At 35.7% G+C, this 13376-nt stretch carries 14 protein-coding genes, 1 pseudogene and 1 riboswitch; all 15 genes and pseudogenes read left to right on the top strand.

The features are described 5' to 3' along the window. Window positions 1–56 precede the first annotated feature (56 nt). Window positions 57–1148, top strand: a complete 1092-nt coding sequence (locus CAAU_RS02085; protein WP_008907781.1) for a PfkB family carbohydrate kinase — start codon at window positions 57–59, stop codon at window positions 1146–1148. Beyond that, window positions 1142–2062 carry a pseudouridine-5'-phosphate glycosidase gene (locus CAAU_RS02080; protein WP_040305679.1) on the top strand — a complete coding sequence of 307 codons (921 nt, stop codon included), beginning with the start codon at window positions 1142–1144 and terminating at the stop codon, window positions 2060–2062. Before CAAU_RS02085 ends, CAAU_RS02080 begins: the two co-directional genes overlap by 7 nt. A 28-nt stretch (window positions 2063–2090) precedes the next feature. Beyond that, a complete protein-coding gene (locus CAAU_RS02075; protein ID WP_008907779.1) occupies window positions 2091–2471 on the top strand; it encodes a YkvA family protein in 381 nt (126 codons plus the stop codon). A gap of 130 nt (window positions 2472–2601) precedes the next feature. Next, a riboswitch (molybdenum cofactor riboswitch) is annotated at window positions 2602–2718 on the top strand. Window positions 2719–2753: 35 nt separating this feature from the next. Continuing rightward, window positions 2754–3563, top strand: a complete 810-nt coding sequence (locus CAAU_RS02070) for an ABC transporter substrate-binding protein (protein ID WP_008907777.1) — start codon at window positions 2754–2756, stop codon at window positions 3561–3563. Window positions 3564–3567: 4 nt separating this feature from the next. After that, window positions 3568–4218, top strand: coding sequence for an ABC transporter permease (locus CAAU_RS02065; protein WP_008907776.1), 651 nt, complete (start codon window positions 3568–3570; stop codon window positions 4216–4218). After that, window positions 4202–4909 (top strand): ABC transporter ATP-binding protein, encoded by a 708-nt coding sequence (locus CAAU_RS02060; RefSeq protein WP_008907775.1) that lies wholly within the window; start codon window positions 4202–4204, stop codon window positions 4907–4909. Before CAAU_RS02065 ends, CAAU_RS02060 begins: the two co-directional genes overlap by 17 nt. Then, on the top strand, window positions 4902–5399 hold the full coding sequence (locus CAAU_RS02055; protein ID WP_008907774.1) for a MogA/MoaB family molybdenum cofactor biosynthesis protein: 498 nt from the start codon (window positions 4902–4904) through the stop codon (window positions 5397–5399). Before CAAU_RS02060 ends, CAAU_RS02055 begins: the two co-directional genes overlap by 8 nt. A 1-nt stretch (window position 5400) precedes the next feature. Then, entirely contained in the window at window positions 5401–6624 is a 1224-nt protein-coding gene (locus CAAU_RS02050; RefSeq protein WP_008907773.1) for a molybdopterin molybdotransferase MoeA, read from the top strand. A gap of 9 nt (window positions 6625–6633) precedes the next feature. Then, a complete protein-coding gene (locus CAAU_RS02045) occupies window positions 6634–8538 on the top strand; it encodes a molybdopterin biosynthesis protein (RefSeq protein ID WP_008907772.1) in 1905 nt (634 codons plus the stop codon). 10 nt (window positions 8539–8548) lie between these two features. Continuing rightward, entirely contained in the window at window positions 8549–9502 is a 954-nt protein-coding gene (moaA, locus tag CAAU_RS02040) for a GTP 3',8-cyclase MoaA (protein ID WP_008907771.1), read from the top strand. 3 nt (window positions 9503–9505) lie between these two features. Beyond that, a complete protein-coding gene (moaC, locus tag CAAU_RS02035; RefSeq protein ID WP_008907770.1) occupies window positions 9506–9982 on the top strand; it encodes a cyclic pyranopterin monophosphate synthase MoaC in 477 nt (158 codons plus the stop codon). A 2-nt stretch (window positions 9983–9984) separates the two neighbouring features. Beyond that, complete coding sequence (locus CAAU_RS02030; protein WP_008907769.1) at window positions 9985–10428, top strand: MOSC domain-containing protein; 444 nt, start codon at window positions 9985–9987, stop codon at window positions 10426–10428. A 196-nt stretch (window positions 10429–10624) separates the two neighbouring features. Continuing rightward, window positions 10625–12427 (top strand): aldehyde ferredoxin oxidoreductase family protein, encoded by a 1803-nt coding sequence (locus CAAU_RS02025; protein WP_008907768.1) that lies wholly within the window; start codon window positions 10625–10627, stop codon window positions 12425–12427. A gap of 65 nt (window positions 12428–12492) precedes the next feature. Continuing rightward, entirely contained in the window at window positions 12493–12858 is a 366-nt protein-coding gene (locus tag CAAU_RS02020) for a radical SAM protein (RefSeq protein WP_040305681.1), read from the top strand. 100 nt (window positions 12859–12958) lie between these two features. Then, window positions 12959–13376: pseudogene (locus tag CAAU_RS02015) on the top strand (helix-turn-helix domain-containing protein); the annotation flags it as partial.

Raw genomic sequence — 13376 nt, 5'->3', positions numbered from 1 at the left:
TTTGATGTATAATATAAGCAAATGATTATGAAATAAGCATAAGTTAAGGTGATGTTATGACGAACAGGGAAAGGGAGATATTAAATATTGTAAGGGAAAACCCACTTATATCCCAGGATGAAATTGCAAAAAGATTAGGGATAACAAGGTCGTCGGTGGCGGTCCATATTACTAATCTTATGAAAAAGGGATTAATTTTAGGTAAAGGTTATGTCCTTCCCCAAAACGAAGATTATGTTTATGTGATAGGTGCTGCAAATGTTGATATGTTAGGTTATCCAAAATCAAAATTAAAACTTAAGGACTCCAATCCTGGAAATTTAAAAATTTCCTTTGGAGGGGTTGGAAGAAATATTGCAGAAAACTTAGCAAGGATGGGTGTAAAGACAAAGCTTTTAACCCTTTTGGGTGAGGACATATATGGCAGAAAAATATATGACCACGCAAAAAAGATTGGGATGGACGTAAGCTCCGTTTACTTTATAGAAGAAAAACAAACTTCAACCTATATATCAATTCAAGATGAAAAAGGGGATATGGCACTTGCCTTATCCTGCATGGATATATATGATGAATTTAAGGTTGACTATATTAAAGAAAACAAAGGTTTAATTAAAAATTCAAAATGTATAGTTGTAGATACAAATCTTCCTGAGGATGTATTAAAATATATTTCTGAGGAATTTGAAGTTCCAATTTTTTTGGATACAGTATCAACTACAAAAGCTCTTAAGGTTAAGGACTTTATAGGCAATTTTTATTGCATAAAACCAAATAAATACGAAGCAGAGGCTTTAACTGGGATAAAGATAAACGATGAAAAGGATTTAAAAATATGCAGCGATTATTTTTTACAAAGGGGTGTTAAAAGGATATTTATATCATTAGGAGAAGATGGAGTATTTTATAGCGATGGAAGAATATATAATTTATTAAAGGCACCAAAGATTGAAGCAGTAAATTCAAACGGAGCTGGGGATGCCTTTATTGCAGGTCTTGTTTTTGGCTTTATTAATGGGTATGATATAGACCTTTCAGCAAAACTTGCAATGGCTGCATCAATTATTGCACTAAAATCAGAGGATACAATAAATCCAAATATAGATATAGATTCTATTCAATCTACTATAAAGGAGATGGGATTATGATAAATTACCTAGAACTTAGCAAAGAAGTAGAAAAGGCACTAAAACTTGGGAAGCCCGTTGTTGCCCTTGAATCGACTATAATTTCCCACGGTATGCCATATCCAGAAAACGTAGAAACAGCTTTGAATGTAGAAAGGATTGTCAGGGAAAATGGAGCAACTCCGGCAACTATTGCTATAATAAACGGTAAGCTAAAGGCAGGATTAACTCCTGATGAGATAGAGTATCTTGGACAAAAAGGAAGGGAAATAGTAAAGGTTTCAAGACGCGATATCCCCTTTATAGTTGCAAAAAAGATGGACGGTGCAACAACCGTTGCCTCAACTATGATCATTGCTGCCCTTGCGGGGATAAGGGTTTTTGCAACTGGGGGAATTGGAGGAGTTCATAGGGAAGCCCAGGAGACTTTTGATATTTCAGCGGATCTGCAGGAGCTTGCGAATACAAATGTTGCGGTTGTGTGCGCAGGAGCAAAGTCAATTTTAGATTTAGGCCTTACATTGGAATACCTTGAAACCTTTGGAGTTCCTGTTGTAGGTTATAAAACCGATGAGCTTCCAGCCTTTTATACAAGAAGGAGCGGATTTAAACTAGATTATAGACTAGACACACCAGAGGAAATCGCAAAGGCAATATTTGTGAAGTGGCAGCTTGGATTAAAGGGTGGAGTTGTTGTAGCAAACCCGATTCCAGAGGAATATGAAATGGACTATGATGTTATAAATAAAGCAATCGAGGATGCCCTTTTAGAGGCAAAGGAAAAGGGAATAAAAGGGAAGGAAACCACTCCGTTTTTACTTGCAAAGGTTAAGGAAATAACAGGAGGAAAAAGCCTTGACTCCAATATTCAATTGGTTTATAATAACGCAAAGCTTGCTTCTGAAATTGCAGTTGAGCTAAGCAGGATGGGCTAATTTATCTAAAATTTAAGGCGGTGGACGTATGAATTTAGAGGAGCTAAAAAGAAAGGCGGAGGAATTAAGTAAAAACTTATATATCCTTTACCTTGCATATAAGCATCCTAAAACACCAATTATTGCAAAGCTCTGGGCAGGCATTGTTATTGCCTATGCCTTGAGCCCTGTTGACCTGATACCTGACTTTATTCCTGTCCTTGGCTATTTAGATGATTTAGTATTAATTCCATCAGGGATTGCCCTTGCTATAAAACTTATTCCAAAGGAAGTTTGGGAGGAGTGCAAGGAAAAAGAAGCCGATATGAAGGATGCAAAGAAAAAGGGCATCATAGCAGGAATTATAATTGCACTTCTTTGGGCTTATATTGTTTATTTGATACTTAAATTTATGAATATCATTAGATAAAAAGCTCTTGTTTATTAAGAACTTTTCTAGATAGAACAAATGATGGCAGCAAATATTGGGTAAGGGAATAAAAAGAAGGATTTTTTTGTTATTTGTAGAATATATTATAATTAAGTTTAAGAATTTAGTTTATAAAAGAATTCTCCGAGTCTTAAGGCCTAAGGCAAGGCTATGGCCTTAAGACCGATAGGGTAGAGTTGGAAACGGCTCTGCCTCCTCTTTGGAAAGGAGAATATTAGGATAGTATTCTCCTTTCGGACAAAAACGAAAGGAGTTTTTTGTATGAGAAGGTGGATTGTCCTTTTATTATCTATTTTTCTAATGTCTTGTTCATCAGCTCAAAAGAAGGAAATAACTTTGGCAACTACCACAAGCCTTCAGGATTCAGGTCTTTTAGAATATTTAATCCCAGAATTTGAAAAGGATACTGGCATTAAAGTAAAGGTGATTGCAAGAGGCACAGGAGAGGCTCTTGAGATTGCAAAACGTGGAGATGCTGATATATTATTTGTCCATTCAAAGGAAAAGGAAGAGGAATTCATAAAAGAAGGATATGGACTTAAAAGGGATGAAATTATGTATAACGACTTTGTAATAGTAGGACCTAAAGATGATCCTGCAAAGGTAAAAGAAAACGCATCAAATAATCCCCTAAAAGCCTTTGAGCTTATATATAAGTCTAATTCAGTTTTTGTATCAAGAGGGGACGAATCCGGAACCCATCAAAGGGAGAAAAAACTTTGGAGGGAAATAAATATAAATCCTAAATGGAAAAGCTACATAGTTTCAGGACTAGGTATGGGACAAGTTTTAAATATAGCAGATGAAAAGGGAGGGTATACCCTTTCTGATAGGGCTACATATATAACGATGAAGAAGAATTTAAGCCTTCAAATAGTTTGCGAAGGGCATCCAATGTTAAAAAATCAATACAGCATAGTGCTTTTAAACCCTAATAAAATAAGTCACAAAAAAGAGCTTGCAGAGGAATTTGAAGTATGGATTTTATCAGATAAGGCTAAAGAGCTTATAAACAACTATGGCATTGAAAAATACGGGGAGCCTTTATTCAAATTCAACGGGAAAAGGTGATTAGATGGAAATATTAGAGATTATTTTAACTTCCCTTTATGTATCCTTAACATCTACAGCAATAGCTTCGATTATAGCAATTTTATTAGCTGTTCCCTTTTCGATTAAGGATTTTAAGCTAAAAAGGGCAATATATAGAATAGCTGATAGTCTTATGGCAATGCCACCGGTTGTTATGGGGCTTATAGTTTTCATAATATTATCCAAAAGGGGACCGTTAGGAGAACTAAATCTTCTTTTTACACCAACTGCCATGATAATTGCTCAGATGCTGCTTATATTGCCTATTATATTTGTTTTAACTGTAAGGCAGATTGAAAAAATAGCTCCGACAATTCAAAAAAACTGCTATATGTTAGGGGGAGATTACGGGGATTTTCTATTCCTCATAATTAATGAATGCAAAGGAGAAATATTTACATCAGTAACATCAGGATTTTCAAGGGCGATATCGGAAGTTGGCGCTGTTATGATGGTGGGCGGAAACATAAAAGGATATACAAGGGTTATGACAACCTTTATAGCTCTTGAAACAAGCAAAGGCAATTTTAAGGATGCTCTAATCATAGGTCTTATTCTTTTAGCTATTTCCTTTTTAATAAACATAATACTCCATTCATTGAAGGGAAGAGAAACAAATGAATATATTAATTAAAGGTCTTGTAAAGGAATACGAAAAGGTGGCATTAAGTATTGATGAACTTTTTATAGAGGGAGGGAAAATAGTTGCCCTTCTTGGACTTAATGGAAGTGGGAAAACTACCCTTTTGGAGTGCATAGCCAATTTTAAAGGATATGATAAAGGGATTATTTATTACGATGGAGAAGAGGACTTTGAAAGGGTTAGAAACAAAATTTCCATAATGCAGCAAAGGCCTTACATATTCAATATGCCTGTAAAGGAAAACATAATATTAGGTCTTAGATATCAAAGATTAGATACAAAAATTATAGAGGAAAGGTTAAAAAAATATAATTCATATTACAATTTAAATTTTCTAGATAAAAATGCCAAAAAACTTTCTGGGGGAGAGGCTGCAAAGGTTGCCCTATTAAGGGCTGTAATATTAGAAAGGCCACTTTTATTGCTTGATGAACCGACTGCTAACATGGACATTGAAGGCACCCTTATGACGGAAAAACTTTTAAAGGACATAAATAAAGAATTTGGGACAACTATATTAATTGTAACCCATGACATTTTTCAAGCCGAAAGAATAGCAGACATAGTAATTTTCATGGATAAAGGGAAAATAATTGAAATGAATACAAATGAGGAGTTTTTTAATAATCCTAAAAATCCACTGGTTAAAAAGATTTTAAAAAGGGGTGAAGTAAATGATTAAAGTTGCAATTTTAACTGTAAGCGACAAAGGTTCAAGGGGGGAGAGGGTGGACACTACATCGGTTGCAATTAAAGAAGTATTAGATCCGAATTTATATGAAGTTGTTGAGACAAAAATAGTTCCAGATGAAATTGAGGATATAAAATGTGAGCTTATAAGATTTTGTGATGATTTAAAGGTGGATCTTGTATTAACAAACGGAGGGACAGGATTTTCAAGAAGGGACGTAACACCTGAGGCAACATTGGCGGTAATTGAAAAAATAGTTCCAGGTATTCCTGAAGCCATGAGGGCAAAATCTTTGGAGATAACTCCAAAGGCAATGCTTTCACGTGCAGTTGCAGGTATAAGAAAAGGAACATTGATAATAAATCTTCCAGGAAGTCCAAAGGGTGCGGTAGAAAACTTAAATGTAGTTTTGCCTGCCCTAAAGCATGGCATTGAGATACTCAAGGGAGAGGCATCAGAATGTGCAAGAAAGGATGATTAAGATGGAACTTTTAAAGCTTGTTTCAATAAAGGAAGCAAAGGAAATAATAGAAAAAAATTCAACATATAAAATCGAAACGGAAAAAATAAATATTCTTGACTCCCTTGGAAGAATTTTGGCTATGGATATATATTCAAATGAAAATGTTCCTGACTTTGTAAGGTCAACCGTTGATGGATATGCGGCTCAATCGGAGGATGTCTTTGGTGCAAGTGAGAGCCTCCCTGCTATATTAAAGCTTGTTGGGGAGGTTAAAATTGGACAAACTCCCCCATGTGAAATAAATGCAGGAGAGTGTATGTATGTCCCAACCGGTGGAATGCTACCTAAGGGTGCCGATACTGTTGTTATGATAGAATACACTGAAAAATTAGACCATGAAACAATACTTGTAAATAAACCTACAGCACCATTACAGAACATAGTTGAAATAGGAGAGGATGTAAAAAAGGGAGAGCTTATATTAAAAAAGGGGACAAAGATAAGGCCCTATGAGATTGGCGTTTTATCAAGCCTTGGCATACTTGAAATAGAAGTATATAAAAAGATTAAAGTTGGTATAATATCAACCGGCGATGAGGTTGTTGATCCAAAAGAAAAAATAAACTTAGGACAGGTTAGGGACATAAATAGTTATCTATTATATTCCCTTTGCGAGGAGGAGGGGGTAGAACCTACCCTTTATGGAATAGTTAAGGATGATTATGAAAAACTCAGGGAAACCTTAGATAGGGCAATAAAGGAGTGCGACGTTGTTATAATGTCCGGCGGAAGCTCCGTAGGGAATAAGGATGAAACCGTAAAGGTTATTAAATCCTTTGAAAACTCTAATATTTTCATCCATGGTATTGCTATAAAGCCAGGTAAACCAACCATTATAGGTAAAATAGGGGAAAAGTTTGTCTATGGGTTACCAGGGCATCCTTTAGCCTGTGCTGTGATATTTAAAAACTTCGTTGCCCATTATTTTGATAAACTTAGAGGATTCGAAAGGGAGGACTTTTGGATAGAATGCAAAATGGCAGTTAACTATCATAAAGCCCAGGGAAGGGCGGAGTTTTTGCCTGTTAGAATAAAGGTGGAAAATGGAGAGCTTATAGCATATCCTACATATTATAAATCCGGGCTAATATCCTGTTTTTCAAAATCCTTTGGATATATCTATATAGAAAAGGAATTAGAAGGAGTTTACCAAGGGCAAAGGGTTAAAGTATTTAAGTTTTAGGAGGTTGCCATGGAAAGGAATATTTATCTTTCTAATATAAGCCTTGAAAAGGCAATTGATATGTATTTTGAAAGGATAAAGGATTTTAGATTAGGAACAGAGGTTGTAAAAACACATGAAGCAAAGGGAAGAATAACTGCAAAACCTGTCTTTGCAAAAATTTCATCCCCCTTTTATAACAGCTCTGCAGTAGATGGAATAGCTGTCGTTGCTAAAAATACATTTACGGCAACAGACAGAAGCCCATTAAGGTTAAAAGAAGGTAAAGATTACATCGTAGTTGATACTGGCGATCCAATCCCGGATGAATACGATGCGGTTATAATGGTTGAAGATACTATTAAGGTTTCAGAAGATGAAGTTGAGATAATTAAGCCAGCTATCCCTTGGCAAAATATAAGGCAGATGGGGGAGGATATAGTAGAGGGTCAATTAATTCTTCCCCAAAGCCATAGGATAAGACCTGTTGATATTGGTGCTTTAATTGCAGGAGGGGTGTTTGATGTTGAAGTATATAAAAGGCCAAGGGTTGCTATAATTCCAACTGGAACGGAAATTGTAGAGCCTGGGGCCCATCTTAAGATTGGCGATATAATTGAGTTTAACTCAAGGGTTTTTGCTGCTTTAGTTGAAGAATACGGAGGAATTCCAACAAGGTTTAACATAGTTAAAGATGATTTTGAAAAGCTTTTGGAAACTGTTAAAAAGGCAGCTGAGGAGTATGACGTTGTCCTTTTAAATGCAGGTTCTTCAGCTGGAAGAGAGGACTATTCTAAAAAAGTTATTGAAACATTAGGTGAAGTGTATATTCATGGTGTTGCAATAAAGCCGGGTAAACCTGTTATATTGGGAAGAGTATTAAATAAGCCAATCGTTGGAATACCTGGTTTTCCAGTCTCAGCATTTTTTATAATGGAAAACATAGTTAAAAAGCTTGTTAATTTTGTTCAAGGATATGATATCAAGGATAAAAAATATATAGAGGCACAACTATCAAAAAGGGTTATGTCTTCATCTAAATATCTTGAATTTGTAAGGGTTAAATTAGGCTATATAGAAGGAAAATATATAGCAACCCCAATAGAAAGGGGAGCTGGGGCTACCATGAGCCTTGTTAGGGCTGATGGAGTTTTAGAGGTTCCGGAGGAGCTTGAAGGATATGAAAAGGGAAGCGTTGTTAATATAAATCTTTTAAAGGCAGAGGATGAGATTAAAAATACTATCCTTTGCATTGGAAGCCATGACATCATACTTGATATTGCTGCAGACCTTTTAGCAAAGAAGGGACGATATAACTTAGCGTCTGCCCATGTGGGAAGTATGGGGGGGATTTTGGCTCTTAAGGACAAGGAAACCCATTTTGCAACAGTTCATCTCCTTGATATGGAAACAGGTGAATACAATAGGACGTATATAAGAAAATATATCCCAAATAGAAAAATTGCAATTATTAAATTTGTAAAGAGAATTCAAGGTCTTATGGTTAAAAGGGGTAACCCCTTAAATATTCACTCAATAGAAGATATTGCTAAAAAGGGTGCAAGGTTTGTAAACAGACAAAAAGGCTCTGGGACAAGGATTTTATTAGATTTTGAACTTAAAAAATTGGGAATAAGCCCAAGGGATATAAAGGGATATGAAAGGGAGGATTATACCCATATTTCTGTTGCTGCACAGGTAGCCAAAAACAATGCCGACTGCGGACTTGGAGTTTTCTCAGCAGCACAGATTATGGACCTTGATTTTATTCCAGTTGCAAACGAGGAATATGATATTGTAATTCCTGTTGAATATCTTGAGCTTGATGGTGTGAAAAAATTTATAGAGGTTATTAATTCAGAGGAATTCAAAAAAGAACTTGATAGACTTGGAGGTTACGATTATAGCGATTTAGGTAAGATCATTATTGAATAGGGGAATTTATATGAAGGATAAATTTGGGAGAACAATCAATTATTTGAGGATATCGGTTACAGATAGGTGCAATCTAAGATGCATTTACTGTATGCCTGAGGAAGGAATAATAAAAAAAGACCATGATGATGTTTTGCGAAACGAGGATTATATTAAAATTATAAAAATTGCGGCAGAGCTTGGAATTAAAAAGATAAGATTCACTGGCGGAGAACCCCTAGTAAGAAAGGGAATAGAAAGCTTGATTTATGAAACCTCTAAAATTGAAGGGATTGACGATATTGCCTTAACTACAAATGGGACAAGGCTCTACGAAATGGCAGATACCTTAAAAAAAGCAGGGCTTAAAAGGGTAAATATAAGCCTTGATACCTTAAAAAAGGATAAATTTAAAATGATAACCCGAATTGGAAATATAGATGATGTGTTTAGGGCAATTGAAAAAAGTATAGAAGTTGGGTTTAACCCCATAAAGATAAATACTGTAGTTATAAAAGGAATAAACGATGATGAAATAATGGATTTTGTAAAATTGTCCGACGAATACCCACTGCATATTAGGTTTATTGAAATAATGCCAATTGGTGAGGGTGCAAAGTTTAAGGATGGATATATATCTTCACAGGAGATTATAGCTGGAATTGAAAATCTTACTCCTGTTGAAACAGGACCTAATAGCACGGCAATGGTATTTAAAAGAAAGGGTGCAAAGGGTAGCTTAGGATTTATAGCGCCTATGACCTGTAAATTTTGCTCAAGCTGCAATAGAATACGTTTAACGGCAACAGGAACCATAAAACCATGCCTTCATTCCAAAGAGGAGATGGATTTAAAGGCATTTTTAGAGGATAAATATAAATTAAAATTAATTCTTGAACATGCTATTTTAAATAAACCTTTAGAACACAACCTTGAAAAGGAATTAAGCAAAAGTCAAAAGATGATGTTTCAGATAGGGGGATAATTTATGGATCTTACTCATATAAATGAAGAAGGAAGGGCAAGGATGGTGGATGTCAGTGAAAAGGAGGCTACTAAAAGGGAGGCCGTTGCAATAGGAAGCATTTATATGAAGGAGGAAACTTTAAAAAGGGTCCATGAGGGAACCATTAAAAAGGGTGATGTTTTAGCAGTTGCGCAGGTTGCAGGCATAATGGCGGCTAAAAATACTTCGCATTTGATTCCAATGTGCCATCCTATAATGACAACAGGTTGTGATATTAGTTTTAAACTTGACTTTGACAACTCCAAGATCGACATAAAAGCTACCGTTAAGACAATTGGACAAACAGGAGTTGAAATGGAGGCTCTGACGGCTGTATCGGTTGCTGCATTGACTATATACGATATGTGTAAGGCAATAGATAGGGATATGGTTATAAGCGATGTTATGCTTGTTAGAAAAAGCGGAGGAAAATCAGGAATTTATGAAAGGGAGGTTTAATAATGGCAAAGGTTGTTTCTGTCAATATAAGTGAGAGAAAGGGAACCATAAAAAAGCCAATTGAGGTTGGATATTTTAGAGAAAACCATGGCCTTGAAGGGGATGCCCATGCAGGAAATTGGCATAGACAAGTTAGCCTTTTAGCACAGGAGAGCATAGATAAAATGAAAAGAATGGGAATTTGGGATTTGGTTGCAGGAAAATTTGCCGAAAATATTACAACGGAAGGAATAGAGCTATATACCCTTCCTGTTGGGACAAGGCTTAAGGTTGGTGAGGAAGTTATCCTTGAAATATCCCAGATAGGGAAAAATTGCCATGAAGCCTGTGAAATAAGAAAAATTACAGGAGACTGCATAATGCCAAGGGAAGGTATATTTGCAAAGGTTATAAAGGGAGGATTCGTAAGACCTGGCGACGAAATAGAAATAGTGGCTGGCACTTAAGATTTAAGTTTTTAAAGGATGCTATTTGGCATCCTTTTAATGTTAAAAAATAATTTTAAGAATTTTCAGAAATAATCTGTTATAATAAAGTTTTTTGTATTATAATAAAGTTAAATGCAATATATTACCAAAAGTTATAATAATTTTTATTCAATGGTAATATATTGTATTGAAAACAAACAAGGGGGGTATTTTGGTGTTTGGTTATGCTGGAAAAATATTAAGAGTTGACCTTACGAGTGGGACTTACAAGGTGGAAGATTTAAATCTAGACCTTGCTATAAAATACATAGGAGGAAGAGGGCTAGGAAGCAAAATTTTCTTTGACGAAGTTGATCCTAATGTTGAGCCCTTTAGCCCAGAAAACAAGTTAATTGTTGCTACAGGACCTCTTTCAGGAACCCCAGTTCCAACCGGCGGAAGATATATGGTAATTACTAAATCGCCATTGACAGGTGCAATTGCCTGCTCAAATTCAGGGGGATATTTTGGTGCAGAATTAAAGGCAGCAGGATATGATATGATAATACTTGAAGGAAAGGCAGAAAAGCCTGTCTATATTGCTATAGAGGACGATAAGATAGAAATTAAAGAAGCGGGACACCTTTGGGGAAAACTTGTTTCCGAAACTACCGACGAACTTAAAAAAGAACATGGCGAAAAGGTTAGAGTTTTATGCATAGGACCTGCTGGTGAAAAGCTCTCAAGAATAGCAGCGGTTATAAACGATTATGACAGAGCCGCAGGACGTTCAGGCGTTGGTGCAGTAATGGGATCCAAGAATCTTAAGGCTATAGTTGTAAGGGGAACCAAGGCAGTTAAGCTTTATGATGAAGAAAAGGTTAAGGATGTTGTTGCATCAAAGATAAAGATGCTAAGAGAAAATGGAGTTACAGGTCAGGGACTTCCAACCTATGGAACAGCAGTTCTTGTTAATATCATAAACGAGCATGGTATATTCCCGGTTGCTAACTTCCAAAGGGCATATACTGAAAAGGCAGATGATATAAGTGGTGAGACAATGACAAGGGACATACTTGTTAGAAAGAATCCATGCTATAGATGTCCAATTGCCTGCGGTAGATGGGTAAGGTTAAAGGACGGAAAAGAAGTTGGAGGACCAGAATACGAAACTTTATGGGCATTTGGTGCTGACTGTGATGTTTATGATATAAATGCTGTTGCAGAAGCAAACTTTTGGTGTAACGAATATGGGCTTGACACTATTTCAACAGGAACAACGATTGCTGCCGCTATGGAACTTTATGAAAAGGGATATGTAAAGGATGAAGAAATTAAGGATGATGGTTATTCGTTAAAATTTGGCGATGCGGATGCAATAGTTGGCTGGACTAAGAAGATTGGTGCAAGGGAAGGCTTTGGGGATAAGATGGCTGAAGGTTCATATAGATTATGTGAAGCTTATGGAGTGCCTGAATTTTCAATGTCGGTTAAAAAGCAGGAACTTCCAGCATACGACCCAAGAGGAGTTCAAGGCCATGGTCTTGAATATGCAACTTCAAATAGAGGTGGTTGCCACGTTAGAGGATATATGATTTCACCGGAAATCCTTGGTGCACCACAAAAGATAGATAGATTCTCCCTTGAAGGAAAGGCAGAATGGGTTAAGGTATTCCAAGACCTTACAGCAGTTATTGACTCATTAGGACTTTGCCTATTTACATCCTTTGCCCTTGGAGCACCTGATTATGCAGAGCTTATGAATGTTGTATCTGGAACTGATTTTACTGCAGAAACAATACTTAAGGCAGGTTCAAGAATTTGGACTCTAGAAAGAGTATTCAACCTAAAGGCTGGAATCGATCCAAGTGAAGACAAACTTCCAAAGAGATTATTAGAAGACCCAATCCCAGAAGGACCATCAAAAGGCCATGTTCATAGATTATCAGAGCTTTTACCAAAATACTATGAAGTTCGAGGATGGGACGAAAAGGGATATCCAAAGGAAGAAACATTGAAAAAGCTTGGAATTAAATAATTAATAAATCACCCTAAAAGGAAAATCCTTTTAGGGTGATTAAGTATTTGCTTTGGGGTGATTTTGTGGGATTTGAAAAGCTTTATATAGAACTTACCGATAAATGTAATCTAAACTGTAAAATGTGCTATAGGCGCTCCTGGAGTGAAATTCCTCGTGATATGGACATTGAAATATTAAGAAGGATTTATGATGAGGTTAAGGATAAAAACTTAAAGGAAATTATCCTTGGAGGAATTGGCGAGCCTACCTTTTCCCATCTTATATATGACGCTATTAATATATTTTCAAATTTTAATTTAACTATAACGACGAATGGAACAATATTAAATGAAAAGCTAAAGGAACTTATTGTGGACTATGTTGATAAATTAGTGATTTCAATAGACGGTTTTGAGGACAAATATGAGGATATTAGGGGATTTAACTAAAGAGTAACAGAAGTCGCCCACTTCTATAAGTGGGTGATGAATGTTGATTGATAAATTCTTTTTTATGATATAATCAGTATTACAGGAAGGAGGTGTAACTTTGCTAAAGGCTTATAAATACAGGATATATCCAACAAAAGAACAAGAAGAATATTTTGCTAAAGTATTTGGTTGTGTAAGATTTATATACAACAAAATGCTACATGACAAAATAGAATACTATAAAAAAACAGGGGAAATGCTAAACAATACACCTGCACAATATAAAAAAGAATATTCTTTTCTAAAAGAAGTAGATAGTCTTGCACTTTCCAACGCACAACTTAATTTAGAAAAAGCATATAAAAAATTCTTTAGAGATAAAAAACAGGATTTCCAAAGTTCAAGAAAAAGAAAGGTTACCAGTCTTATACTACAAATAATCAAAATGGAACAGTAACACTTGAAGGTAGTTATCTAAAAGTTCCAAAGTTAAAGACAAAATAAAATAAAACAACACAGACAATTTGAAGGAAGAA

This window comes from Caloramator australicus RC3, assembly GCF_000297115.1.
In the GTDB taxonomy this organism is placed as follows: domain Bacteria; phylum Bacillota; class Clostridia; order Clostridiales; family Caloramatoraceae; genus Caloramator; species Caloramator australicus.
The sequence above is the reverse complement of the archived record's forward strand: the minus strand, read 5'-3'. Positions and strand labels throughout refer to the sequence as shown.

What these genes read in the sequence shown, in the direction of transcription:
- moaA (WP_008907771.1), top strand. Translation starts at nt 8,549, where the DNA reads ATGAAGGATAAATTTGGGAGAACAATCAATTATTTGAGGATATCGGTT.
- CAAU_RS02065 (WP_008907776.1), top strand. Translation starts at nt 3,568, where the DNA reads ATGGAAATATTAGAGATTATTTTAACTTCCCTTTATGTATCCTTAACA.
- CAAU_RS02045 (WP_008907772.1), top strand. Translation starts at nt 6,634, where the DNA reads ATGGAAAGGAATATTTATCTTTCTAATATAAGCCTTGAAAAGGCAATT.
- moaC (WP_008907770.1), top strand. Translation starts at nt 9,506, where the DNA reads ATGGATCTTACTCATATAAATGAAGAAGGAAGGGCAAGGATGGTGGAT.
- CAAU_RS02055 (WP_008907774.1), top strand. Translation starts at nt 4,902, where the DNA reads ATGATTAAAGTTGCAATTTTAACTGTAAGCGACAAAGGTTCAAGGGGG.
- CAAU_RS02060 (WP_008907775.1), top strand. Translation starts at nt 4,202, where the DNA reads ATGAATATATTAATTAAAGGTCTTGTAAAGGAATACGAAAAGGTGGCA.
- CAAU_RS02050 (WP_008907773.1), top strand. Translation starts at nt 5,401, where the DNA reads ATGGAACTTTTAAAGCTTGTTTCAATAAAGGAAGCAAAGGAAATAATA.
- CAAU_RS02075 (WP_008907779.1), top strand. Translation starts at nt 2,091, where the DNA reads ATGAATTTAGAGGAGCTAAAAAGAAAGGCGGAGGAATTAAGTAAAAAC.
- CAAU_RS02070 (WP_008907777.1), top strand. Translation starts at nt 2,754, where the DNA reads ATGAGAAGGTGGATTGTCCTTTTATTATCTATTTTTCTAATGTCTTGT.
- CAAU_RS02085 (WP_008907781.1), top strand. Translation starts at nt 57, where the DNA reads ATGACGAACAGGGAAAGGGAGATATTAAATATTGTAAGGGAAAACCCA.
- CAAU_RS02030 (WP_008907769.1), top strand. Translation starts at nt 9,985, where the DNA reads ATGGCAAAGGTTGTTTCTGTCAATATAAGTGAGAGAAAGGGAACCATA.